19 protein-coding genes are annotated in these 25,401 nt (G+C 67.5%); 11 read left to right on the forward strand and 8 right to left on the reverse strand.

Annotation, left to right across the window (positions count from 1 at the left end):
* Positions 1 to 35: 35 nt before the first annotated feature.
* The 3 genes from pyrH to rpsB form a co-directional block, all read right to left on the reverse strand.
* A complete protein-coding gene (pyrH, locus tag AC1Q7H_RS21025) occupies positions 36 to 746 on the reverse strand; it encodes a UMP kinase (RefSeq protein ID WP_013956959.1) in 711 nt (236 codons plus the stop codon).
* Between the two features lie 271 nt (positions 747 to 1,017).
* The gene (gene tsf / locus AC1Q7H_RS21030) at positions 1,018 to 1,896 is read right to left on the reverse strand and encodes a translation elongation factor Ts (protein WP_013956960.1); all 879 of its coding nucleotides are present in this window, start codon (positions 1,894 to 1,896) and stop codon (positions 1,018 to 1,020) included.
* 296 nt (positions 1,897 to 2,192) lie between these two features.
* Complete coding sequence (gene rpsB / locus AC1Q7H_RS21035; protein WP_013956961.1) at positions 2,193 to 2,939, reverse strand: 30S ribosomal protein S2; 747 nt, start codon at positions 2,937 to 2,939, stop codon at positions 2,193 to 2,195.
* Between the two features lie 335 nt (positions 2,940 to 3,274).
* Here rpsB and map point away from each other — a divergent pair, with 335 nt between their 5' ends.
* From map to AC1Q7H_RS21050, 3 genes are all read left to right on the forward strand, one after another.
* Positions 3,275 to 4,093: a type I methionyl aminopeptidase gene (gene map / locus AC1Q7H_RS21040; protein WP_013956962.1), complete on the forward strand. Its 819-nt coding sequence runs from the start codon at positions 3,275 to 3,277 to the stop codon at positions 4,091 to 4,093.
* 87 nt (positions 4,094 to 4,180) lie between these two features.
* Positions 4,181 to 6,763, forward strand: a complete 2,583-nt coding sequence (locus tag AC1Q7H_RS21045) for a [protein-PII] uridylyltransferase (RefSeq protein WP_041227946.1) — start codon at positions 4,181 to 4,183, stop codon at positions 6,761 to 6,763.
* A gap of 22 nt (positions 6,764 to 6,785) precedes the next feature.
* Positions 6,786 to 8,660 (forward strand): pseudouridine synthase, encoded by a 1,875-nt coding sequence (locus AC1Q7H_RS21050; protein WP_492381686.1) that lies wholly within the window; start codon positions 6,786 to 6,788, stop codon positions 8,658 to 8,660.
* An 89-nt stretch (positions 8,661 to 8,749) separates the two neighbouring features.
* Here the strand turns inward: AC1Q7H_RS21050 and def are convergent, their stop codons facing one another.
* From def to smc, 4 genes are read right to left on the reverse strand one after another with little or no spacing between them, the layout of a single operon-like run.
* On the reverse strand, positions 8,750 to 9,283 hold the full coding sequence (def, locus tag AC1Q7H_RS21055) for a peptide deformylase (protein WP_013956965.1): 534 nt from the start codon (positions 9,281 to 9,283) through the stop codon (positions 8,750 to 8,752).
* A gap of 14 nt (positions 9,284 to 9,297) precedes the next feature.
* The gene (ligA, locus tag AC1Q7H_RS21060; RefSeq protein ID WP_492378492.1) at positions 9,298 to 11,427 is read right to left on the reverse strand and encodes an NAD-dependent DNA ligase LigA; all 2,130 of its coding nucleotides are present in this window, start codon (positions 11,425 to 11,427) and stop codon (positions 9,298 to 9,300) included.
* Between the two features lie 12 nt (positions 11,428 to 11,439).
* Positions 11,440 to 12,765: a cell division protein ZipA C-terminal FtsZ-binding domain-containing protein gene (locus tag AC1Q7H_RS21065; RefSeq protein WP_492381687.1), complete on the reverse strand. Its 1,326-nt coding sequence runs from the start codon at positions 12,763 to 12,765 to the stop codon at positions 11,440 to 11,442.
* On the reverse strand, positions 12,762 to 16,277 hold the full coding sequence (gene smc, locus AC1Q7H_RS21070; RefSeq protein ID WP_041227949.1) for a chromosome segregation protein SMC: 3,516 nt from the start codon (positions 16,275 to 16,277) through the stop codon (positions 12,762 to 12,764). The genes AC1Q7H_RS21065 and smc overlap by 4 nt, the downstream gene beginning before the upstream one ends.
* A gap of 431 nt (positions 16,278 to 16,708) precedes the next feature.
* On the opposite strand from smc, the gene AC1Q7H_RS21075 reads away from it, so the two are divergent.
* Entirely contained in the window at positions 16,709 to 17,536 is an 828-nt protein-coding gene (locus AC1Q7H_RS21075) for a ferritin-like domain-containing protein (protein WP_013956969.1), read from the forward strand.
* A 14-nt stretch (positions 17,537 to 17,550) separates the two neighbouring features.
* Here the strand turns inward: AC1Q7H_RS21075 and AC1Q7H_RS21080 are convergent, their stop codons facing one another.
* Positions 17,551 to 18,519: a DMT family transporter gene (locus AC1Q7H_RS21080; RefSeq protein WP_013956970.1), complete on the reverse strand. Its 969-nt coding sequence runs from the start codon at positions 18,517 to 18,519 to the stop codon at positions 17,551 to 17,553.
* A gap of 193 nt (positions 18,520 to 18,712) precedes the next feature.
* Between AC1Q7H_RS21080 and dapC the strand changes: the two genes are divergently transcribed.
* The 7 genes from dapC to AC1Q7H_RS21115 all read left to right on the forward strand — a co-directional run bounded on the left by dapC (position 18,713) and on the right by AC1Q7H_RS21115 (position 25,399).
* Positions 18,713 to 19,912, forward strand: coding sequence for a succinyldiaminopimelate transaminase (gene dapC, locus AC1Q7H_RS21085; RefSeq protein ID WP_013956971.1), 1,200 nt, complete (start codon positions 18,713 to 18,715; stop codon positions 19,910 to 19,912).
* A 69-nt stretch (positions 19,913 to 19,981) separates the two neighbouring features.
* The gene (gene dapD / locus AC1Q7H_RS21090; RefSeq protein ID WP_013956972.1) at positions 19,982 to 20,809 is read left to right on the forward strand and encodes a 2,3,4,5-tetrahydropyridine-2,6-dicarboxylate N-succinyltransferase; all 828 of its coding nucleotides are present in this window, start codon (positions 19,982 to 19,984) and stop codon (positions 20,807 to 20,809) included.
* Positions 20,810 to 20,902: 93 nt separating this feature from the next.
* Positions 20,903 to 21,286: a hypothetical protein gene (locus tag AC1Q7H_RS21095; RefSeq protein WP_011615476.1), complete on the forward strand. Its 384-nt coding sequence runs from the start codon at positions 20,903 to 20,905 to the stop codon at positions 21,284 to 21,286.
* Between the two features lie 22 nt (positions 21,287 to 21,308).
* Positions 21,309 to 21,656, forward strand: a complete 348-nt coding sequence (locus AC1Q7H_RS21100) for an ArsC family reductase (protein ID WP_013956973.1) — start codon at positions 21,309 to 21,311, stop codon at positions 21,654 to 21,656.
* Between the two features lie 19 nt (positions 21,657 to 21,675).
* Positions 21,676 to 22,839 (forward strand): succinyl-diaminopimelate desuccinylase, encoded by a 1,164-nt coding sequence (gene dapE / locus AC1Q7H_RS21105; RefSeq protein WP_013956974.1) that lies wholly within the window; start codon positions 21,676 to 21,678, stop codon positions 22,837 to 22,839.
* A gap of 26 nt (positions 22,840 to 22,865) precedes the next feature.
* Positions 22,866 to 23,759, forward strand: a complete 894-nt coding sequence (prmB, locus tag AC1Q7H_RS21110; protein WP_492378494.1) for a 50S ribosomal protein L3 N(5)-glutamine methyltransferase — start codon at positions 22,866 to 22,868, stop codon at positions 23,757 to 23,759.
* A gap of 377 nt (positions 23,760 to 24,136) precedes the next feature.
* Positions 24,137 to 25,399: an MFS transporter gene (locus AC1Q7H_RS21115; RefSeq protein ID WP_013956977.1), complete on the forward strand. Its 1,263-nt coding sequence runs from the start codon at positions 24,137 to 24,139 to the stop codon at positions 25,397 to 25,399.
* Positions 25,400 to 25,401 lie beyond the last annotated feature (2 nt).

Here is a 25,401-nt window from a genome sequence, read left to right on the forward strand (position 1 = left end):
ATACCAGCGTTGCAGCGCGGCATCCGGCGCCCGACTCACACGTGCACCAGGGTACCCTCGTCCTCGCCCAGGATCACCCGCTTGAGCGCGCCCGGCTTGACGATCGAGAACACCTTGATCGGCAGCTTCTGGTCACGGCACAGCGCAAAGGCGGTGGCGTCCATCACCTGCAGGTTGCGGGAGATGGCCTCGTCGAAGGTGATGGTGGTGTAGCGCGTGGCGCTGGGGTCCTTCTTCGGGTCGGCGGTGTACACGCCGTCCACCTTGGTGGCCTTGAGCACGATCTCCGCCCCGATCTCGGAGCCGCGCAGCGCGGCGGCGGTGTCGGTGGTGAAGAACGGGTTGCCGGTGCCGGCGGCGAAGATCACCACCTTGCCCTCTTCCAGCTGGCGGATCGCGCGCGGGCGGATATAGGGCTCGACCACCTGGTCCATGCGCAGCGCGGACTGCACGCGGCCTTCGATATTGGCGTGGCGCATCGCGTCCTGCAGCGCCAGTGCGTTCATCATGGTGGCCAGCATGCCCATGTAGTCCGCGGTGGCGCGGTCCATGCCGGCGGCGCCGCCGGCGACGCCGCGGAAGATGTTGCCGCCGCCGATGACCACCGCGACCTGCACGCCGAGCTTCACGATCTCGGCAATGTCGTTCACCATCGCCTCGATGGTGGAGCGGTTGATGCCGAAGGCATCTTCGCCCATCAGGGCTTCACCGGACAGTTTCAGAAGGACGCGCTTGTAGGCTGGCATGTTCACCCTCGGACAGGAGCAAATCGCTCGGTTGAGACGATCTTGAGACGTATGTTTTGGCGCCGGCGGCACGGATCCTCGTGCCGCCGGCGGAAGAAAGCCGGTTTTCGGGGTGCCCCGGACTGCCGGACCACCACGGAAACTGGCTGCTGCGGTGCAACGCGGCATGCGCAGCGTCGCACTACTTATGCAGAGGGGCACCTTACGGCGCCCCTGCGGCATTATAGGCGCCCGGACCAGCCCGAACGGGCAGTCCGCGGCGCCCCGGACATCAGCCCTTCTGGGCAGCGGCCACCTGGGCGGCCACTTCAGCGGCGAAGTCGTCCTGCTTCTTCTCGATGCCTTCGCCCACCACGAACAGGGTGAAACCCTTCACGGTCGTGTTGGCGGCCTTCAGCATCTGCTCAACCGTCTGCTTGTCGTTCTTCACGAACGGCTGGTTGAACAGCGAGACTTCCTTCAGGTACTTCTGCACCGAACCCTCGACCATCTTGGCGACGATTTCGGCCGGCTTGCCCGACTCGGCAGCCTTCTGCTCGGCAATGCTGCGCTCCTTGGCGATCAGCTCGGCAGGGACCTGCTCGGCCGACAGCGACACCGGCTTCATCGCGGCCACGTGCATGGCCACGTCCTTGGCGGCGGCTTCGTCGCCATCGAACTCGACCATCACGCCGATGCGGGTGCCGTGCAGGTACGACACCAGCTTGCCGCCGTTGGCGTAGCGGGCAAAGCGGCGGATCGTCAGGTTCTCGCCGATCTTGCCGATCAGGGCGGTGCGGGTGGCTTCAACGCTCACGCCGTCGATTTCCAGCGCCGACAGGGCGGCCACGTCGGCCGGGTTCTGCTTGGCGATCAGTTCGGCAACCTTGGCCGAGAAAGCCAGGAAGTCGTCATTCTTGGAGACGAAATCGGTCTCGCAGTTCAGTTCGACCAGCACGCCGGTGGTGCCGTCGATGAACGATGCGACCACGCCTTCAGCGGTCACGCGCGACGCGGCCTTGCTGGCCTTGTTGCCCAGCTTGACGCGCAGCAGCTCTTCGGCCTTGTCCAGGTCGCCGTCGGCCTCGGTCAGGGCCTTCTTGCATTCCATCATCGGCGCGTCGGTCTTCGCGCGCAGTTCTGCAACCATGCTTGCGGTAATTGCCGCCATTTGTCACTCCTTGAATGGTTCACGCCGGCTGCCGGCAGTCGCCTGCGGCACCCGGTCGGTGGGTCTACAGCACACCCGCGGCAGATACTGCCTGCGGCGGGTGACAACAATTCAAATTCAAAAAAAGGGGGCGCCAGATGTGCCCCCTTTTTATTGCCCTTCTTGCCCGGCTGCCGGCGTACCCCGGCTTTCGCCTTGCGCGCAGCCCGTGGTGACGGGCGGCAAGCGTTGCTTGTCTGTCGTGCGGTGACGATGCGCGCTAGCGGGTTCCTTTCCGGCAATCAGGCGGCGGGCAATCAGCCTTCCTGCACTTCGACGAATTCGTCGTCGCCGCCGCGAGCGGCTTCAACCACTTCCTGCACAGCGTTGGCACGGCCTTCCAGGATCGCGTCGGCCACGCCGCGCACGTACAGGGCCACGGCCTTGCTCGAGTCGTCGTTACCCGGGATCACGTAGTCGATGCCTTCCGGCGAGTGGTTGGTATCAACCACGCCGATCACCGGCACGCCCAGCTTGTTGGCCTCGGTCACGGCAATCTTGTGGTAGCCGACGTCCACCACGAAGATCGCGTCTGGCACGCCGCCCATGTCCTTGATGCCGCCGATCGACTTTTCCAGCTTCAGCATCTCGCGCTCGAACATCAGCGCTTCCTTCTTGCTCATGGTGTCCAGCGCGCCGGCTTCCTTGGCGGCTTCCATGTCCTTCAGGCGCTTGATCGAGATCTTGACCGTCTTGAAGTTGGTCAGCATGCCGCCGAGCCAGCGGGCGTCGACATAGGGCATGCCGGCACGGCCAGCTTCTTCAGCCAGGATTTCGCGCGACTGGCGCTTGGTACCCACGAAAAGGATGGTGCCGCGATTGGCTGCCAGCTGACGCACGTACTTCATTGCGTCCTGGAACATCGGCAACGTCTTTTCGAGGTTGATGATGTGGATCTTGTTGCGATGGCCGAAGATGAAGGGGGCCATCTTCGGGTTCCAGAAGCGGGTCTGGTGGCCGAAGTGGCAACCGGCTTCCAGCATTTCGCGCATGGTAACGGACATGTAAATCTCCAAAGGGTTAGGTCTGAAGCCCGCCCCGACATTCCTGAAAAGGAACACCCCGGATAGGCGGGCCAGCGATTTCAAACAGCAACAGGAATATCCTGCAAAATTCCGGCCTGGCGCACGCAATGCTGCGCCGCAACCAAGTCAGCCTGCTATTGTAGCAACAAAAGTGCGGCCCGCTCAAGCCGCCCGGTGCCCTGGCGCCCTACGGACTCAGCCCGCGACGGCCGCGCTCAGGCTGCGATCTGGCCCCGATGGTGCGATAATCCTACATTGACCTTTCGATTTCGGCGCGGCCAGTGGCCTCGCCATCACTTTTTTGGCGACGCAGCATGAGCATTCACCTGAACACCGCCGAAGACATCGCCCAGATGCGCGTGGCTTGCCGCCTTGGGTCCGAGGTCCTCGACTACATCACGCCCTTCGTCCAGCCAGGTATCACCACCGGCGAAATCGACCGCCTGTGCCACGCCTACATGCGTGAAGTGCAGGGCACCGTGTCGGCGTGCCTGAACTATGCTCCCCCCGGCTATCCGCCCTTCCCCGGCGCGATCTGCACCTCGGTCAACGACGTGATCTGCCATGGCATTCCGGGCGATCGCGTGCTCAAGAACGGTGACGCGATCAACCTGGACATCACGGTCATCACCAAGGAAGGCTACTACGGCGACAACAGCCGCATGTTCATCGTCGGCGAGGGCTCGATCCTGGCCAAGCGCCTGTCGCAGGTGACCTATGAATGCATGTGGAAGGGTATCGCGCAGGTTCGCCACGGCGCCCGCCTGGGCGACATCGGCCACGCCATCCAGGTACACGCCGAAGCCGCCGGCTACAGCGTGGTGCGCGAGTACTGCGGCCACGGCATCGGCAAGAACTTCCACGAAGACCCGCAGATCCTGCACTACGGCCGCCCGGGCACCGGCGCCGAGATCAAGGCCGGCATGATCTTTACCATTGAGCCGATGATCAACGCCGGCAAGCGCGATATCCGCACCATGCCCGACCAGTGGACGGTCAAGACCCGCGACCGCAGCCTGTCGGCGCAGTGGGAGCACACCGTGCTGGTCACGGAAACCGGCTACGAGGTCCTTACGGTATCGGCCGGGAGCCCGGCACCGCCGGCCTTTATCACCGATTCCGTCGCGGCCTGAGGCCGCACCGAAGCCAGGGGCGCCTGACCGGGCGCCTTTCTTTTTCCAGCCGTGCCCACCAACCCGCTCCCCGAGCCCGCCATCTCCATGGACACCACGCCGGAACTGCTGCTTGCCGCGCGCGTGCGCGACAAGCTCAAAGCCGACAAGCAGGCGCTGTTTGCCGACTTCAACCTCAGCGCCAACGTCGGCACGCTGATCACGCGGCTGCGCCGCGCTGTCGACGCCGCGCTGGTGGAAGCCTGGCGCGGCCTGGAGATGCCCGCGGGCGCAGCGCTGGTGGCGGTGGGCGGCTACGGCCGCGGCGAGCTGCTGCCCTACTCCGACGTCGACGTGCTGCTGTTGCTGCCCGCCGAGCCCGACCAGGACACCACCGGGCGCCTGGAGCGTTTTATCGGCCTGTGCTGGGACCTTGGGCTGGAGATCGGCTCTTCGGTGCGCACCGTGGACGATTGCATCCGCGAGTCGCGGCAGGACGTCACCATCCAGACCTCGCTGCTGGAGGCGCGGCTGCTGACCGGCAGCCGCAAGCTGTTCGAGTCGATGCGCACGCGCTACCTCTCCGACCTGGACGCGGCAGCGTTCTTCCAGGCCAAGCTGCTGGAAATGCGCCAGCGCCACGCCAAATACCAGGACACGCCCTACGCGCTCGAGCCCAACTGCAAGGAAAGCCCGGGCGGCCTGCGCGACCTGCAGGTGATCCTGTGGATGACCAAGGCGGCGGGCCTGGGCGACAGCTGGAAAGAACTGTTCGAGCGCGGCCTGCTGACGCAGCGCGAAGCGCAGGAGCTGGCGCGCAACGAGCGCCTGCTCAAGACCATCCGCGCGCGCCTGCACCTGGTGGCTGGCCGGCGCCAGGACGTGCTGGTATTCGACCTGCAGACCGCGCTGGCGGAGTCCTTCGGCTATCGCCAGACCACCAACAAGCGCGCCAGCGAACAGCTGATGCGCCGCTACTACTGGGCGGCCAAGGCGGTCACGCAGCTCAACAGCGTGCTGCTGCTGAACATCGAGGCGATGCTGTTCCCGAGCGAGTCTCAGGTGACGCGCGTGCTCAACGAACGGTTTGTCGAGCGCCAGGGCATGCTGGAGATCACCAGCGACGACGTCTATGAACGCGACCCGCACGCGATCCTGGAAACTTTCCTGCTGTACCAGCGCACGCCCGGCGTGAAGGGCCTGTCGCCGCGCACGCTGCGCGGGCTGTACAACGCGCGCACCGTGATGAACGCGGGCTGGCGCAACGATCCGGAAAACCGCCGCCTGTTCCTGGCCATCATGCAGGAGCCGCAGGGCATCACCCACGCGCTGCGCCTGATGAACCAGACCAGCGTACTGGGCCGCTACCTGATCAACTTCCGCCGCATCGTCGGCCAGATGCAGCACGACCTGTTCCACGTCTATACCGTGGACCAGCACATCCTGATGGTGGTGCGCAACATGCGCCGCTTCGCCATTGTCGAGCACACCCACGAGTTTCCGTTCTGCAGCCAGCTGATGGCCAGCTTCGACAAGCCGTGGGTGCTGTGCGTGGCAGCGCTGTTCCACGACATCGCCAAGGGCCGCGGCGGCGACCACTCAAAGCTTGGCACCGTGGATGCGCGCCGCTTCTGCAAGCAGCACGGCATTGCGCGCGAAGACGCCGACCTGATCTGCTGGCTGGTCGAGCACCACCTGACCATGAGCCACGTGGCGCAGAAGCAGGACCTGACCGATCCCGACGTGATCCACGCCTTTGCCCGCGTGGTCGGCAGCGAACGCTACCTGACCGCGCTCTACCTGCTGACCGTGGCCGACATCCGCGGCACCAGCCCCAAGGTATGGAACGCGTGGAAGGGCAAGCTGCTGGAAGACCTGTACCACATCACGCTGCGCGTGCTGGGCGGCGCGCGCGTGGATTCGCATTCACTGTGGTCGCAGCGCAAGGAGGACACTATCTCCGAACTGCGCCTGAAGGCCTTCGACCCGGCGCTGGGCAAGTCTCTGTGGGCGCAGCTCGACGTGGCCTTCTTCCTGCGCCACGATTCGCACGATATCGCCTGGCTCACGCGCCACCTGTACAACAAGGTGGACAGCCCCACGCCGGTGGTCAAGGCACGCGTCTCCCCCGCCGGCGAAGGCCTGCAGGTGGCGGTCTACGTCAAGGACCAGCCCGACCTGTTCGCGCGCATCTGCGGCTACTTCGAGCGCAAGGCGTTCTCGATCCAGGACGCCAAGATCCACACCACGCGCCACGGCTACGCGCTGGACACGTTCCAGGTCACCGACCCCGGCATGGCCGGCGACGGCGGCAACTACCGCGACATCATCGCGCTGGTCGAGCACGAACTGTGCGAGCGGCTGCGCCTGCAAGGCGCACTGCCCGAACCCACGCAGGGGCGGCTGTCGCGCCAGTCGCGCAGCTTCCCGATCAAGCCGCGCGTGGACCTGCGCCCGGACGAGCGTGGCCAGTATTACCTGCTGTCGCTGTCCGCCAACGACCGCACCGGCCTGCTGTACGCCATCGCCCGCGTACTGGCACGGCATCGCGTATCCGTCCACACGGCACGCATCAACACCCTGGGCGAACGCGTCGAAGACGTGTTCCTGGTCGACGGCAGCCGCCTGGCTGCCGACAACCGATTGCAGATTCAGCTTGAACAGGACTTGCTCGCCGCCCTCGCCATCTGAGGCGGGCGGGCAGCATCAACATATGACCGACAGCAATTCGCCGAAGCGCAAGACGCTAGGTATCAAGGCCGCCAGCGACACCGGCACGGCCGCGCGCAAGACCGGCACCCGCCCCGTGCGGGTGTCCGACCTGAACCGCAAGCGCGTGCAAGCCGTCTCCGAAGGCATCAAGCGCGCCCAGGAGCGCGCCGGCGGCAAGACCGGCGGCCGTCCGGCCCAGGGCGAACCGCAGGCCGGCGCAGCCCAGCCGCGCAAACCCCGCGCGCCGCGTCCTGCTGACGGCGAACGCCAGGCACGCCCGCGCCGCCCGGAAGGTGGCGAGGCGCGTCCGCGCCGCTTCGGCGATGACGAAAGCCGCCCCCGCCGTTATGGCGACGACCGGGGTGAGGCACGTCCGCGCCGTTTCGAAGGCAGCGAAGCGCGCCCGCCGCGGCGCTTCGGCGACGACGACAACCGCCCGCGCCGCACGGGCGATGATCGGGGTGAGGCACGTCCACGCCGCTTCGAAGGCGGTGAAGCGCGCCCGCCGCGCCGCTTTGGCGACGACGACAACCGCCCGCGCCGCACGGGCGACGATCGCGGCGAGGCACGTCCGCGCCGTTTCGAAGGCGGCGAAGCGCGCCCGCCGCGCCGTTTTGGCGACGACGACAACCGCCCGCGCCGCACTGGCGACGATCGCGGCGAGGCACGACCGCGCCGTTTCGTAGGCGGCGAAGCGCGCCCGCCGCGCCGTTTCGAGGGCGGTGATTCGCGTCCGCCGCGCCGTGCTGGCGAGGACAACAACCGTCCCCGCCGTTTCGAAGGCGCCGAATCGCATCCGCGCCGCGTTGGCGATGACGAGAGCCGCCCTCGCCGCTTCGAAGGCACCGATTCGCGCCCGCGCCGTTATGGCGATGACGAGAACCGTCCCCGCCGCTTCGAAGGCACCGACTCGCGCCCGCGCCGTTATGGCGATGACGACCAGCGCCCGCGCCCCGCGCCGTCGGGCGAGCGCCGCCGTGAAGGCACCGCGCCGGCACGCCGCTTCAGCGACGCCGCCGACCGCATCCGCACCGCCGGCCCGGCACGCCAGCAGGCACCGGCCGCGCGCCAGGAAAAGCCCGCCCGCGCCGAGTCCAGCCACGACGACGGCCTGGTGCGCCTGTCCAAGCGCATGTCCGAACTGGGCCTGTGCTCGCGCCGCGAAGCCGACGAATGGATCCCGCACGGCTGGGTGCTGGTAGACGGCAAGCCCGTGACCGCACTGGGCAGCCGCATCCGCCCCGACGCCGAGATCGAGATCATGCAGGAAGCGCGCTCCGAACAAGGCGAGCGCGTCACGGTGCTGCTGAACAAGCCGGTGGGCTACGTCTCCGGCCAGGCCGAAGACGGCTACGAGCCGGCCGCGGTGCTGTTCACCCCCGAGAACCAGTGGGAAGGCGACCCCACGCGCAAGCGCTTCGCCCCGTGGCAACGCAAGAGCCTGGCCCCGGCGGGCCGCCTCGATATCGACTCAACCGGTCTGCTGGTGCTGACGCAGGACGGCCGCGTCGCGCGCGCGCTGATCGGCGAGGATTCGACCGTCGAGAAGGAATACCTGGTGCGTGTGGTGTGGCACTCGCCGCAGGGCGTGGTCGAGCGCAATATCAGCGCGGAATTCCCGGCCGATGATCTCGAGCTGCTGCGCCACGGGCTGTCGCTGGATGGCGTGCCGCTCAAGCCAGCCAAGGTGAGCTGGCAGAACGAGGAGCAGCTGCGCTTCGTGCTGCGCGAAGGCCGCAAGCGCCAGATCCGTCGGATGTGCGAGCAGGTTGGGCTGCAAGTGGTGGGCCTCAAGCGCGTGCGCATGGGACGCGTGGTGCTGGGGGATCTGCCGCCGGGTAAATGGCGGTTCCTGGGGCAGTTTGAGAAGTTCTGATTCCAGAATTTGCCGACCCAAAAAAACCGGTCCCCAAGGACCGGTTTTTTTGCGCCTTGCGCGGGTTCGATACCGCGCGGCACAGCTCGTCAATCGTCGCTATTCGGCGGCAGATCCGGAAACAACACCTCTGTAAACCCAAACTGCCTGAAATCCTTGATCCGCATCGGATACAGGATCCCCTGCAAGTGGTCGCACTCATGCTGCACCACCCGCGCATGGAAGCCTTCAGCCACGCGCTCGATGCGGTTACCCATCAGGTCGTAGCCGCTGTACTTCAGCCGCAGATGGCGCGGCACCACGCCGCGCAGGCCGGGGACAGACAGGCAGCCTTCCCAGCCGTCCTCCATCTCGTCGGACTCCATTTCCAGCACCGGGTTGATCAGCACGGTCTTGGGCACGGTGGGCGCGTCCGGGTAACGCGGGTTGCGGTCGAAGCCGAAGATCACCACCTGCAGGTCCACGCCGATCTGCGGCGCGGCAAGGCCGGCGCCGTTGGCGTGGTCCATGGTGTCGAACATGTCTTCGATCAGCGTGCGCAGCTCCGGCGTATTGAAGCGCTCCACCGGCCGCGCCACCTGCAGCAGGCGCGGATCGCCCATCTTGAGAATCTCGCGGATCATGGTTGTTTCCCCGGTTATTCCTGTGCCGGCGCGGCGCCGGCCTCTGCCAGCAGCGCCAGCATGCCGGCCTCGTCCAGCACCGGCACGCCCAGCGCCTCGGCCTTGTCGAGCTTGCTGCCTGCCTCGGCGCCCGCGACCACGTAGTCGGTCTTCTTCGATACCGAACCCGCCACCTTGGCGCCGGCGGCTTCCAGCAGTTCCTTGGCGTCCTCGCGCGACATGGTGGGCAGCGTGCCGGTCAGCACGAAGGTCTTGCCCGACAGCGGCGCCGGGGCCTTGGCCACCGGCTCGCTTTCCGCCCAGTGTACGCCTGCGGCGCGCAGTTGTTCGATGACCTCGACGTTGTGCGGCTCGGCAAAGAAGTGCGCGATCGACTGCGCCACCACCGGGCCGACGTCGTTCACTTCCAGCAGAGCCGCTTCGTCGGCTGCCATCAGCGCATCGAGCTTGCCGAAGTGCCGGGCCAGGTCCTTGGCGGTGGCTTCGCCCACATGACGGATGCCCAGCGCGAAGATAAAGCGGTTCATGGTGGTCTCGCGCGACGCGTCGATCGCCACCACCAGATTGGCCGCCGACTTGTCGGCCATGCGCTCCAGCGCGGCCAGCTTGGCCACGCCCAGCTTGAACAGATCCGCCGGCGTGCGCACGATGCCCTGGTCGACCAGTTGCTCGACCAGTTTGTCGCCCAGACCTTCGATATCCATGGCGCGCCGCTGCGCGAAATGCAGCAGCGCCTGCTTGCGCTGCGCCGCGCAGATCAGGCCGCCGGTGCAGCGCGCGATGGCTTCGTCCTCGAGCTTCTCGATATGCGAGCCGCACACCGGACAGGCGGTCGGCATCACGAAGGCGCGCGCGTCAGCCGGGCGGCGCTCGGTCACCACGCCGACCACTTCCGGGATCACGTCGCCGGCGCGGCGCACGATCACGGTGTCGCCGATATGCACGTCCTTGCGGCGGATCTCGTCCTCGTTGTGCAGCGTGGCGTTGGTCACCGTGACTCCGCCGACAAACACCGGCTTGAGCCGCGCCACCGGCGTGATTGCGCCGGTGCGGCCGACCTGCACTTCGATGTCCTCGACGATGGTGGTCATCTCCTGCGCCGGGAACTTGTGCGCCAGCGCAAAGCGCGGCGCGCGCGAGACAAAGCCCAGGCGCTCCTGCTCGGCCAGTGCGTTGACCTTGTAGACCACACCGTCGATGTCATACGGCAGCGCGTCGCGGCGCTGGCCGATATCGCGGTAGAAATCCAGCAGGCCCTGCGCGCCCTTCACCACCGCGCGGTCCTTGCACACCGGCAGGCCCAGCGCGGCAAAGCCGTCGAGCATCACGCTGTGGGTGGGCGGACGGTCCACGCCCTGCAGCTCGCCCAGGCCGTAGGCGAAGAACGACAGCGGCCGCTTGGCGGTGATGCGCGGATCGAGCTGGCGCAGGCTGCCCGCGGCGGCGTTGCGCGGGTTGACGAAGGTCTTCTCGCCGGCCTCGGCCTGGCGTTCGTTGAGCTTGTCGAAGTCGCCGCGGTACATGAAGACTTCGCCCCGCACTTCAAGCACGGCGGGAGCCTGGCCTCGCAGCTTCAGCGGAATCGCCTTTATGGTGCGCACGTTGACCGTGACATCTTCGCCGGTCTCTCCGTCGCCGCGGGTGGCGGCCTGCACCAGGCGGCCGTCCTCATAGCGCAGCGACATGGCCAGGCCGTCGAACTTCAGCTCGCAGGCGTACTCGACCGCGTCGGCGGCGCTGAACAGGTCCTGCTCGCCGGCGGCGGGCGCGGTGCGGCCCAGGCCCTGCGCGCAGCGGCGGTCGAAGTTCAGCACGTCGTCGTCGGCGAAGCCGTTGTTGAGCGACAGCATCGGCACGCGGTGGCGCACCGAGTCGAAGGCCGACAGCGGCTCGCCGCCCACGCGCTGGGTGGGCGAGTCCGGCGTCTGCAGTTCGGGATGCTCAAGCTCCAGCGCCTGCAACTCGCTGAACAGCGCGTCGTACTCGGCGTCGGGAATGGTCGGCGCGTCCAGCACGTAGTACTGGTAGTTGTGGCGATCCAGCTCGTCGCGCAGCCAGGCCACGCGCTTGGCGGCAGCTTCGGCCGGCAAGGGGCCGGCGGGCGCGGAGGCATCTGCCTGCGCGCCGCGGTGTGTTGCGGTCATGGCAGGCTCCGGCTAGATGCTGAACAGGCGCTGCGCCACCAACGAACCGGCCGGCATGCCGCGCGCTTCCAGCTTGTTGTACAGCGTTTCAAGCTGGCTGAAGATCGCGACGAACGAGGCCTCGGTCAGCGGCCGCATATTGTCGTCGACCAGTTGCGCGCCCATGCGCTGGGCCAGCGTGTGGCCGTACTCGCACACGGTCTTGAACGGCTTGGCGGCCTGGTCGGCCACCGGCACGTCGAGCAGCAGCGTGATCTGGCGGCCGGCCTTGACGGTCAGGTCGTCGCGCAGGAAGTTGGTGTCGCCGAACTGCAGCGTGAACAGCGGACGCTGCACGCCTTCGGCGTTGGCCTGGTAGCGGATAAAGCGGGTGCCGTCGCGCGACAGCACCAGCCCGTCCTGCGTGGCCACGTTCTGCACGTACGCCGCCGACCACGGCGCGCCATCCGAAATCACGTTGACGCCCAGCTGCACGTCGCAGCCGGCGGCAAAGCCATCCAGCTCGCGCGCATTGGCGACGGTCTCGCTCATGTCCGGCAGGTCGGCCGAGGCATCGAGCGACTCGGCCAGCGACTCTACCGCGGTGATGAATTCCGAGAACTCCAGCGCGTTGAGCGGGCCGCCGCGGTTGGCCAGCTGCACGCCGACCTGCAGGTCTTCGTACTGGTGGCCGGCGGTGACCGGCTCCCATGCATTGGCTTCGGTGCGCAGGCCCTCGATATGGACCTGCTTGGTGCCGGCGCGGCGCAGCCGGCCGGTCAGGGGCAGGATGCGGTCACCGGAGGCCTTGCGCTCCAGGTGCAGGGGCACGATGCAGTCGATCAGCGGATCGATCAGGGCCGGCGTGGGCTGGCCATCGGGCACGGCGGCAAGCGGAGCCGGAGCCGGAGCCGGAGCCGGCGCGGGTACCGGGGCCGGAGTGGCCTCGGCTTCGGCCTCGTCCTCGGTGGTCTCGGCATGCGTCGCGGCGGCCGCGACGGACACTTCCTCGGCGACGACATCGTCGGCGTCCGCGGTGCTTGCTGCGGCCGCAGCCGCCGCAGCCGCGTGGTTGTTGCCCGTCGCCACCGCGGCACCGGCCGTGGCCGGCGCCGGGGAAAGCGTCGGCTCACGCCGCGGTGCCTGCTCGGCAGCGGCTTCGTGCAGGCGCGCGGCGGTTTCCGGCGCGGTGCTCTGGCCGACCACCGGCTCGCGCATCGGCGGCAGGTCGTCTTCGGGGCTGAGCTCGCGCGGGCGGCGCGCCTTGCGGATCTGCCACTGGTTGTAGCCGAACACCAGTACCACGAAAACCAGGCCCGCGACGATCAGTGCGGTCTGCAGGTCCATGTTCAGTTTCATGCTGCCTCCGCCATCGAAACCGCCGCGTCCATATCCACGGCCACGATACGCGAAACGCCCTGCTCCTGCATGGTCACGCCAATGAGTTGATGAGCCATTTCCATGGCAATCTTGTTATGTGAGATGAAAACGAATTGAGTCTTGTCCGACATGCGCGCCACCATATTGGCGTAGCGTTCGGTGTTGGCGTCGTCCAGCGGCGCGTCCACCTCGTCCAGCAGGCAGAACGGTGCCGGGTTGAGCTGGAACATGGCAAACACCAGCGCGATCGCGGTCAGCGCCTTCTCGCCGCCCGACAGCAGGTGGATGGTCGAGTTCTTCTTGCCCGGGGGCTGCGCCATCACCTGCACGCCGGCGTCGAGGATCTCCTCGCCGGTCATGATCAGGCGCGCCTGGCCGCCACCGAACAGCGACGGGAACAGCTCGCCGAAATGATGGTTGACCTGGTCGAAGGTGCCCTGCAACAGCGCGCGGGTTTCCTGGTCGATCTTGGCGATCGCGTCTTCCAGCGTGTTGATGGCGTCGTTCAGGTCGGCCGACTGCGCATCGAGAAAGGTCTTGCGCTCGCGCGCCGCGGCCAGCTCGTCGAGCGCGGCCATGTTGACCGGGCCGAGCGCGTTGATGGCGTTGTTGATGCGCGTGACTTCGCCCTGCAGGTACGACGGCTTCAGGTCGCCGGTCAGCTTGTCGGCCAGCGCGGCCTCGTCCACCTCGGCCGCGGTCAGCTGCTCGCTGAACTGCTCCTGGTTCAGGCGCGCGGCCTGTTCCTTGAGCTGCAACTCGGTAATGCGGTCGCGCAGCGGCTGCAGGCTGCGCTCGGCGGCCAGGCGCTGCTCGTCGTGCTGGCGCAGCTGTGCCGACAGCGCATCGAGTTCGGTGCGCGCGATGGTGAGCTTTTCTTCCTTCTCGGCGCGGCGCTCCAGCGCTTCCTGCAGGCCGGTATGGGCGGTCTGCTCGTTGATGGTCTCAAGCTCGGCGCGGGCGTTTTCCAGGGATTCGGCAATGCGTTCGGCCTGGTCGGCGGCCACCTGGATATTGCGGCGCAGCTCGTCGATGCGGCTCGCCAGGTTGCGCTCGGCAAAGAGGGCTTCCTGCGCGGCGCGCTCGAAGTCGCGCAGCTGGTGGCGCGCGCCCGAGAGCTTGCTGTCCAGCGCCTCGAAGGCCATCTGCTGGTCTTCGTGGGTGGCCTGCATCTCTGCCAGCGCGGCGTCGTGCTGCTCGAAGCTGGCTTCGGATTCGGCGCGGATGGCGCGCTGCTCTTCGATCTGTGCGTGGATCTCGTCCAGTTCCTCGCGGATCTGGCCGCTGCGGGCGGAATAGCGCTCCATCGCCTGAGACAGCTTGAGCACGTCCATCTGCAACGCGTGCACGCGGCGGGTGGCCTGCTCGGCGCGCGCGCGGGCATCGCCCAGCCCCTGGCTGGCCTGGGTGTAGGCCGCTTCGGCACGCACCGCCTGGGTCTTGGCTTCGTCGGACAGCAGCAGCTGCGCGCGCGCCTGCTTCTGCAGGTTTTCGATTTCCTGCTCGCGCGCCAGCATGCCGGCCTGCTCGGAATCGGCGGCGTAGATCTGGATGGCGTTGCGGCCCACCAGGTGGCCCTCGGCCACGACGAACGACGCACCGTCAGGCAGCGTGTTGCGCGCAGCCAGCGCCTGCGCCATGTCGGTGGCGACATAGATATCGGCCAGCCAGTCCTGCATCACGGCGCGGATGCCCGGCTCGGTGATCTGCACCAGCGACATCAGCGGGCGCAGGCCGACAGGCGTTTCCAGCGGGCGGGCGGCGGCCGGCGGCGAGTAAAACGCCAGCTTGGCCGGCGGCGCGTCGGACAGGAAGGCCTTGACCCAGTCCAGGTTCGACACTTCCAGCGCGGCCAGCTTCTCGCGCAGCACGGATTCGAGCGCGTTTTCCCAGCCCGGCTCGATATGGACCTTCTTCCACAGGCGCGGCAGCTCGGCCAGCTCATGCTTGGCCAGCCACGGCTGCACCTTGCCGTCGGTCTGCACGTTCTCCTGCAGCTGGCGCAGCGCCGACAGGCGCGCCTCCAGCGTGGCAATGGCGGAGGCTTCGCTGTGCACGCACGCCTGCGCGGCGCGGCGCGACTCGTCCAGGCGCGGCACGCTCTCTTCCGCGTCGGCCAGCACGGCCTGGGCTTCCTCGACCAGCGCTTCCTGCTCGGCCAGCTCGGCGCGGGCCTGCTCCAGGCGGGTCTCGTCGGGGCGGTCCAGGCCCTTTTCTTCCGCCGACAGGCGTTCGCGGCGCTGTTCCAGTTGCTGCAACATCTGGTCGGCGCTGCGCTGCTGCGCGGCTTCGAGCTTCAGGGCCTGCTCGGCCTGCATGATGCCGGCGCGCTGCTCGTTGAGCAGCTGCTGCGCGTCGCGCCATTGCGCTTCCAGCGTCGGCAGTTCGTCGTTCTTGTGGGCGACAGCTTCCTGCGCCTCGACCGTGCGGCCTTCGGCCACGGCCAGGTTTTCTTCGGCCTGCGCCAGCTCGTCGGTGGCCTGTTCGGCCTTGCCCTGCCACTGCTCGCGCTGCCCGGTCAGCGCGGCGATCTGGGCCTGCACGCGATTGCGCGATTCCACCACGTAGCGGATCTCGGCTTCGAGCTTGCTGACTTCGGCATTGGCCTCATACAGCGCGCCCTGCGCGGCGTGCATGCCATCGGACGCCCCGTAATGCGCGGCGCGCATGGTTTCGAGCTCGGCTTCGACATGGCGCAACTGCGCAGTCTGCGCCTCCAGGTCGATCTGGGCCTGCTCGATAGCGCGCTGGTGGCGTTCCTGCTCTTGCTGGGCCTCGCGCTTGCGCAGCAGCCACAGCAGGTGCTGCTTTTCTTCGCCGTCGGCGTGCAGCGTCTTGAAGCGCTGCGCCACCTCGGCCTGGCTTTCCAGTTTTTCGAGGTTGCTGCCGAGTTCGCGCAGGATGTCTTCGACGCGGGTCAGGTTCTCGCGCGTGTCAGACAGGCGGTTTTCGGTCTCGCGGCGGCGTTCCTTGTACTTGGACACGCCCGCGGCCTCTTCCAGGAAGATGCGCATGTCATCGGGCTTGGCCTCGATGATGCGCGAGATCATGCCCTGCCCGATGATGGCGTAGGCGCGCGGGCCCAGGCCCGTGCCCAGGAAGATGTCCTGGATGTCGCGCCGGCGCACCGGCTGGTTGTTGATGTAGTAGGACGAAGTGCCGTCGCGGGTCAGCACGCGCTTGACCGCGACTTCGGCGTACTGGCTCCACTGGCCGGCAGCGCGGCCCTCGGCATTATCGAACACCAGTTCGACACTCGCCCGGCCAGCCTGCTTGCGCGCGGTGGAGCCGTTGAAGATGACGTCCTGCATGGATTCGCCACGCAGCTCTGACGCACGTGACTCACCAAGCACCCAGCGCACCGCATCGATGATGTTCGATTTGCCGCAGCCGTTGGGACCTACGATGCCGACCAGTTGGCCGGGCACTTGAAAATTGGTGGGATCGACAAATGACTTGAAGCCCGCCAGCTTGATCGAGGATAGTCGCACGGTTTCTCGTGTGGTATCGGCCACTCCGGTATAGGAACCGGGGTCGGCCTGGTATCGGGGCTATTGCACTGTTCAGAAAGCCGGGCTGCGCGGGAGCCGGCGCGGCGTGACGCCAGCACCTCAAAATACCCCTCGGGCCCGAGAATTGGGGCTAATCATACCATCGCAGATGCCTTCGCCGGCCCGTTTGGCAGTCGCCCCGGCGTCATATCCCATTGCCGATTTCCCTTGCTATTCCGCCCCTTACAAGCGATTCCGCATGCACTTTGACAGGCGCCGCAGGCGCTGTCAGCCATCCGTGCCGGCCAACCGTTGGGAAACTTATTAGGGTAAATGCTAGTCTCTGATCTGTCGGCGTGACCTCGGATGCCCTCCGGGCCGCGCACCCATGAACGCCCCTCGCAGCCCTTGGCCAACCAGGAGGACAGAGCATGAGTGAACCGTCAGCGGCCGCCCGGCCGTGGTCTGTCAGCGACATCAACTACCAGGCGATCGACGTGGAACGCGTACGCGGCGACCGCGACCTGTTCTACCTGCTGGTGTCAGCCTCGTTCATCGAGAGCGGGTCCGACACCTATGCCGGCAACCTTGCCACCTATTACGCCCGTGTGCCCGATGCGGCCGACTGGCTTGCCGAGCACTGGGAGGCCGAGGAACTGCAGCACGGGCTGGCGCTGCGGCGCTATGTCGAGCATGTCTGGCCGGAATTCGACTGGGAGCGCGGCTATGCGCGCTTCTTCGACGAGTACAGCAAGACCTGCTCGATCGACCAGTTCGAACCGACCGAGGGCCTGGAAATGGCGGCCCGCTGCGTGGTGGAAACCGGCACCGCCGCCTATTACCGCGCGCTGGAACAGGCCAGCGACGAACCGGTGCTGCGCGACCTGACGCGGCGCATCTCCAACGACGAGGTGCGGCACTACAAGCACTTCTACCAGTACTTCAACCGCTTTGCGGCATCCGAGCGGCTGGGCCGGCTGCGCGTGCTGGGCGCGCTGGCGCGCCGGCTGCTGGAGATCAAGAACGAGGACGCCGCGATCGCGTTGCGCAATGTGTTGCGCATGGAGCGCGGCGTAGAGGCCGTGTCCGAAACCGAGGTGCGCGCGCTCAATGCGCGCGTGTCCGGCGTGATCCGGCGCAACATCCCCATCGAAATGACCGTGAAGATGCTGCTGCGGCCGCTGCACCTGCACCGCGGCGTGGAGCGCGCAGTGCGGGCGCCGCTGGTGGCAGTGGTGTCGCGGGTCATGCTGCACTGACCCGCGCACCGGGCTCAGTTACATGCCACTGCCTCGGCACCTGCTGCGGCCGGCGCCGGCGCGCGGCTGCGGTGCACCAGCCCCGACAAGGCCCCGGCCGCCACGATGCACAGGCCGCCGGCCGCTTCCTTCCAGCTCAGCACCTCGGTCGCCAGCCACCACGCCGATACCGCCGCGATCACGATCTCGAACAGCATCAGCAGCGACACGCGGTTGGCCGGCAGCCGCTGCAGCCCGTATTGCACCACCGAGTTGCTGACCACCAGCACCGCCGCCAGGCCCAGCACCAGCATGCCCACGCTCACCTGCGCGCCCTGGACGATGGTCACCGACGGGCCATCCAGCAGCAGCGCGGCCGGCACGCCCACCACCGTGCAGCCCAGGTAGACCACGACCGTGCGCACGCGTGCGTCCATATCCGGGAAGCGCTGGCCGGCGCGGCGCGACAGCACATTGTTGACGGCAAAGCCCATGCCGCCGATCAGGCCCGACCATTCCGCGGCGGAGCCTGGCAGCGGCACGCCGACCTCGGGCGTCCACAGCATCAGCCCGGCGCCGAACAGGGCCAGCGCCACCAGCGACAGCCCTGCCGCCGACAGCCGCTCGCCCAGGAACAGCCGGGCAAACAGCGCGGTCCAGACCGGGGTCAGGTAGAACAGCAGCAGCACACGCATCACATGGCCGTTGACGCTGCCCCAGACGAAGCCGGCGTTGGTCACGCCCGCCGCCAGCCCGATGGCGACAAACAGCCAGTGCGGGCGCAGGCCGGCCAGGTGCCGGCGGAAGGCCAGCAGCGACAGCACCGCCGCGACCGAGCTGACCAGCGCCGCGGCGTGCATGCCGCCCAGGCCCCAGCCCGCCAGCACGCGGTACGGGAACCAGGCGATGCCCCAGACCGAGGCGCCGATCAGGATGGAAAGCGATGCCTTGACCGCATGGCGGTCGGCCGGCGCATGCTGCGCCGCAACAGTATTTGTGCTCATAAAGGGAATCCGTGCGAGGCGAGCCGGGCCGCCGGCCGGTGACAGCAGGCAGCGTCCGGACGGCGCCGGCGGCATCACCAGGGCGTGATGCCCGCCATCCGTGCTCGCGGCCGGCCGCGCGGGCCGGGCCGGCGCACGGAAACCCGCGCCGTTCCTCTATAATGCGTCGTTTTAACCGGCCCCGACTGACACTGTGAATCCGCGCCTCGACCTGCTCCAGCCCTACCCGTTCGAGAAACTGCGGGTGCTCTTTGCGCAGGTAAAGCCTGCCGACAAGCCGGCCATCAGCTTTGGCATCGGTGAACCCAAGCATCCGACGCCTGAGTTCATCAAGCAAGCGCTGGCAGAGTCGCTCGCGGGGCTGGCGAATTATCCCACAACGGCAGGTTCCGATGCACTACGGCAGTGCATCGCCAGCTGGCTGGAACGCCGCTACGGCCTGCCCAAGGTCAACGCCGCCACTGAAGTGCTGCCGGTGACCGGCTCGCGCGAGGCGCTGTTCGCCTTTGCCCAGACCGTGGTCGACGGCACCCGTCCGGGCGCGCTGGTGCTGTGCCCCAACCCGTTCTACCAGATCTACGAAGGCGCGGCGCTGCTGGCCGGCGCCACCCCAGTGTTCGCCAACAGCGACCCGGCGCGCAACTTCGCCCCGGCCTTCGACCGCATTGCCGACGATGTCTGGCAGAAGGTGCAACTGCTGTTCGTGTGCACGCCCGGCAACCCGACTGGTGCGGTGCTGTCGCTGGAAGACTGGAAGCAGCTGTTTGCGCTGTCGGACCGCTACGGCTTTGTGATCGCCTCGGACGAGTGCTACTCCGAGATCTATTTCGACGAAGGCCGCGCCCCGCTGGGAGCGCTGGAAGCCGCGCACAAGCTGGGCCGCGGCCTTGACCGGCTGGTGATGTTCTCGAGCCTGTCCAAGCGCTCCAACGTGCCGGGCCTGCGCTCGGGCTTCGTCGCCGGCGATGCCGCGCTGCTGAAGAAATTCCTGCTATACCGTACCTATCACGGCGGCGCCATGAACCCCGCGGTGCAGAGCGCAAGCATCGCCGCCTGGAACGACGAATCGCATGTGCGCGAGAACCGCGCCGCCTACGTGCGCAAGTTCAGCGAAGTGACGCCGATGCTGGCCGAGGTGCTGGACGTGGCGCTGCCCGATGCCGGCTTCTACCTGTGGGCCGATGTCTCGCGCACCGGCCTCACCGATACCGAATTCGCCGCGCGCCTGCTGGCCGAGCAGAACGTGACCGTGCTGCCCGGCAGCTACCTGGCGCGCGAAGCCGACGGCATCAACCCCGGCGCCAACCGCGTGCGCATGGCCCTGGTGGCCACGCCCGAGGAATGCCTGGAAGGTGCGCGCCGGATCGTGGAATTCTGCCGCGCGCTCGGCTGAGCGCCAACCCATGACCGCGGCGCAGCCTGACCGCTGCGCCTTTATCCGATAACCACTGAAGAAACGCATATGACGCAAGCTCTGCAAGCCCTGATCGACCAGGCCTGGGAAGACCGCACCAGCCTGTCGCCCAAGTCCGCCCCCAACGACATCCGCGAGGCCGTCGCCAATGTCATCAGCCAGCTGGATTCCGGCGCGCTGCGCGTGGCCGAGAAGCAAGGCAAGGACTGGATCGTCAACCAGTGGGTCAAGAAAGCCGTGCTGCTGTCGTTCCGCCTGGAAGACAACGCGCCGATGAGCGCCGGCGGCTTTGCCCAGTTCTACGACAAGGTGCCGACCAAGTTCGCCAACTGGAGCGCCGACGACTTCGCCAAGGCCGGCTTCCGCGTGGTGCCACCTGCCGTGGCCCGCCGCGGTTCGTTCATCGCCAAGAACGCGGTGCTGATGCCGTCGTACGTCAATATCGGCGCCTACGTCGATGAAGGCACCATGGTCGACACCTGGGCCACCGTCGGTTCGTGCGCGCAGATCGGCAAGAACGTCCACCTGTCGGGCGGCGTGGGCATCGGCGGCGTGCTGGAGCCGCTGCAGGCCAACCCGGTCATCATCGAAGACAACTGCTTTATCGGTGCGCGCTCGGAAGTGGTTGAAGGCGTGATCGTCGAAGAGAACTCGGTGATCTCGATGGGCGTGTACCTGGGCCAGTCGACCAAGATCTATGACCGCGAAACCGGCGAGATCCACTATGGCCGCGTGCCGGCGGGCTCGGTGGTGGTGGCGGGCAACCTGCCGTCCAAGGATGGCAAGTACAGCCTGTACTGCGCCGTGATCGTGAAGAAGGTCGACGCGCAGACCCGCGCCAAGACCAGCCTGAACGACCTGCTGCGCGGCGACTGAGCGCGCCTGGCGCAGCCCGCAACGGCTGCGCCGCTCCGGGGCCCGCCCCCCGGGGCAGTATTTCCGTTGTCACCCCGCCTGGCCAGGCTGAACATGCCTTCCCTCCGCAAGCGACTCATGGCCCTGGATCCCACCACCGTCAGTACCGTGCTCTCCCTGCTGCCCACCATTCTCGAGCAGGCCAACAAGACCATCGAGAAACTGAAGAAGAACAAGCGCAAGGATGGAACGCCGGAAGGCGCAGTGGCCGACACGCGTGATCCCGCCGCCCGTATCGCCGAGCTGGAAGCCGCTGCCGTGCAGCAGGCCGAGGCCGTCAAGCTGCTGGCCGAGCAACATGCCATCACCATCGACGCACTGCGCAAGGAAGCCGCCCGGCTGGACCGCCGCCTGCGCCTGATGACCGCGGTGGCCATGGGCGGCGTGGCGCTGGGCCTGGGCGGCCTGGTGATCGCGCTGAACCTGCTGTTCCGCTGAATCCAATCCATCAAGACTAGCCATGACCGTCCTGCTCTACGGCATTCCCAACTGCGATACCGTCAAGAAAGCCCGCACCTGGCTGGATGACAACGGCGTGGCCTACAGCTTCCACGACTTCAAGAAGCAGGGCGTGGATGAAGCCATGCTGCGCGGCTGGCTGAAGCACGTGCCGCTGGCGACGCTGCTCAACCGCAAGGGCACCACCTGGCGCGCGCTGTCGGACGCCGACAAGGCCCGCGCCGAACAGGAAGCCAGCGCGATCGCGCTGATGCAGCAAAGCCCGTCGCTGATCAAGCGCCCGGTGCTGGCCCACGATGGCAAGGTGATGGTCGGTTTCTCCGCCGACCAGTACGCCGGCCAGTTCTGATTTCCATTTCCGTAGTCCGATGACCGCCACCCTCGCCGCCACCCTCGCCCTCACCGAAGACCTGATCCGCCGCCGCTCCGTCACGCCCGCCGACGAAGGCTGCCAGGCCATCCTGGAAACCCGCCTTAAGGCGCTCGGCTTTGACTGCGAAGCGCTCGTCAGCGGCCCCGACGATTTCCGCGTGACCAACCTGTGGGCGGTCAGGCGCGGCACGCAGGGCAAGGACGGCAAGCTGCTGGCCTTTGCCGGCCATACCGACGTGGTGCCGACCGGCCCGCTGGAGCAGTGGCATTCGGACCCGTTCGAACCGACGCACCGCGACGGCAAGCTGTACGGCCGCGGTGCCGCCGACATGAAGACCTCGATCGCCGGATTCGTGGTGGCGGTGGAAGAGTTCGTCAAGGCGCACCCTGCGCATGCCGGCTCGATCGCCTTCCTGATCACCAGCGACGAGGAAGGCCCAGCGCACGACGGCACCATCAAGGTGGTCGAGGCCCTGTCCGCGCGCGGCGAGCGCCTGGACTACTGCGTGATCGGCGAGCCGACCTCGGTCGACACGCTCGGCGACATGGTCAAGAACGGCCGCCGCGGCTCGCTGTCGGGCAAGCTCACGGTCAAGGGCATCCAGTGCCATATCGCCTACCCGCACCTGGGCCGCAACCCGATCCATGAAGCCGCGCCGGCGCTGGCCGAGCTGGCCGCCGAGGTCTGGGACCAGGGCAATGAGTACTTCCCGCCGACCAGCTGGCAGATGTCGAACATCCACGGCGGCACCGGCGCCACCAACGTGATCCCGGGCCACGTCACCATCGACTTCAATTTCCGCTTCTCGACCGCCAGCACGCCGGAAGGCCTGAAGGCGCGCGTGCATGCGATCCTGGACCGCCACCAGCTCGAATACGCGCTGGACTGGACCCTGGGCGGCGAGCCCTTCCTGACCCCGCGCGGCGAGCTGTCCGACGCGCTGTCGTCGGCGATCGAGGCCGAGACCGGCGTCAAGACCGAGCTGTCGACCACCGGCGGCACCTCGGACGGGCGCTTTATCGCCAGGATCTGCCCGCAGGTGATCGAGTTCGGCCCGCCCAACGCCAGCATCCACAAGATCGACGAGCACGTTGAAGTGCGCTTCATCGAGCCGCTGAAGAACGTTTACCGCGGCGTGCTGGAACGTCTCGTCGCCTGATTTTTTTCGCCGAAAGACACCCATACATGGCAACGCCCTCTCCCCTGCGCACCGTGCGCGACCTGCTGCGTCTCGCAGTCTCGCGCTTTACCGCCGCGCGCCTGTCCTTCGGCCACGGCAGCGCCAATGCCTATGACGAAGCCGCCTACCTGGTGCTGCATACGCTGAACCTGCCGCTCGACACGCTCGACCCCTTCCTGGACGCGCGCCTGCTGCCCGAGGAAGTCGATGCCGTGCTCAAGGTCATCGACCGCCGCGTCAATGAGCGCGTGCCGGCCGCCTACATCACGCACGAGGCCTTTATGCACGGCCTGCGCTTCTACGTCGATTCACGCGTGATCGTCCCGCGCAGCTTTATCGGCGAACTGCTGCAGGACGGGCTGGAGCCGTGGGTCGGCGAGACCGACAGCATCGGCCCGGTGCTGGAGCTGTGCACCGGTTCCGGCTGCCTGCCGATCGTGGCCGCGCACGTCTGGCCGAACGCGAAGGTCGACGCTGTCGACATCTCGCCCGACGCGCTCGCCGTGGCACGCCGCAACGTGGCCGACTACAAGATGGACGACCGCATCCGGCTGTATGAGGGCGACCTGTACGCGCCGCTGCCGCATGGCGCCACCTACGACGTGATCCTGACCAACCCGCCCTACGTCAACGAAGGCTCGATGCAGGCGCTGCCGCCGGAATACCTGGCCGAGCCGCGCATCGCCCTGGCCGGCGGCGACGACGGCATGGACGTGGTGCGGCGGATCATCGCCGGCGCCAAGGCGCGCCTGAACCCGGGCGGCGTGCTGGTGGTGGAGATCGGCAACGAGCACGCCAACGTGGAAGCTGCGTTCCCCGAGCTGGAAATCGTCTGGCTGCCGGTCAGCGCGGGGGATGAGCAGGTATTCCTGCTGACCTACGACGCCCTGCCGGGCTGAGTAGACAGGCAGGCCTGCTCGCCTGCCGTGCAATCTGGGCGAACACCGGCCACGCGCCGACCATGCTGACCGCGCACGCTCTACACTCACTGCTAGGCACCACGTTCGGTCTTGTCACCGAACCGTCCGAGCGTGGCAGCGGCAGGACCGACTTCCTGCCGCCTGTCACCTGGCAGCCGCTGCGGTCGACCCGCATCCTGCATGTACGCACCGATGCAACCGGCCACTCGCGCAGGTGCGCCTGTGCATTTCCTCCGATAACAACAACAGCGTGCTCGCTCCGCAGCCGGTGCAGTGGCAAACCCTGCGCCCGCTGGTAGCGGCCGAGATCGCGCAGTACCGAGACTACGCGGCCCGAACAGGCCGCCGCTGAAGCCGTGACCGCCAGCAACGCCCGCCTCCCCGGTTCGCCCGACGCCCTGCCCGCCCATGCCCCGGCAGCGCACGCCGCGCGCGGTATCGCCCTGCTGACGTTCGCCTTTGCGCTCAGCCAGTTCTTCCGCTCCTGCCTGGCGGTGATGGCGCCCGAGCTGCAGCATGATTTCGGGCTGTCGCCGGCGGGCTTTGGCGCACTGTCTTCGTCGTTCTTCCTGGCCTTTGCCGTGGCGCAAATCCCCGTGGGCGTTGCCTTCGACCGCTACGGCGTGGGGCGGCCGACCGCGCTGCTGCTGGCGGTGGGCGCCGTGTCGTCGATCCTGTTCGTGCTGGCGCCCAACGGCGCGGCGGCCACGCTGGCGCAGGTGGGGCTGGGGCTGGCGTGCGCGCCGGTCTTCATGGGCCTGCTGCATTTCGCCTCCGAGCAGCTGTCCGAGCGCGACTACACCCGCGTGGTCAGCCGCTCCAATGCCATGGGCATGATTGGCGCGCTGTGTGCCACGGCGCCGCTGGGCTGGGCCATCTCGCTGATCGGCTGGCGCCCGTCGATGGCGATATCGGCGCTGGGCATGGTCGCGGCCTGCTATGGCGTGTGGCGCTTCGTGCGCGACCAGGGCCATGCCGAGGCCCGCAGTGCGTCGTGGCCGGCGATGCTGTCGGAAAGCCTGCAGCTGCTGAAGCTGGCGCCGTTGTGGACGCTGATTCCGCTGTGCGTGGCAATGTCCGCCGGCACCGCCTTCCGCAATGCCTGGAGCGGCCCCTACCTGGCCGACGTGTTCGGCCTGGGCTCGGCGCCGCGCGGGGTGGCGCTGGCGCTGCTGAGCCTGGCCGGCTTCCTGACCGCCTTCCTGCTGCCGGTGCTGGTACGCCGCAACACGCTCAAGACCGCCATCGCCGGCTGGTCGTGCTTTGCCATGTCGGGCTCGTTCCTGCTGGCGTTATGGCCGGACAGCGGCATCGGCTACGGCGTGGCGATGATGGCGCTGCTGTCGACCATCGGCATGCTGCACCCGCTGGTGATGGCGCAGGGCCGCGGGCTGGTCCCGCCGTCGCGGCGCGGGCGCGGGCTGGGCCTGCTCAACACCTTTGTGTTCCTGGGATCGGCGCTGACGTCATGGGGCTACGGGCTGATCGCCAATGCCGGCCATGTGCGTGGCTGGCCGCTGCCCTCCACCTATGCGGCGATCTTCCTGTCCGCGGGCCTGCTGATTGCCGCCGCACTGGTGCCCTACTTCTTCAGCCAGCCGCACCCCACCAGTCATTAGCC

It is taken from the genome of Cupriavidus sp. GW823-FHT06D04, assembly GCF_058795055.1.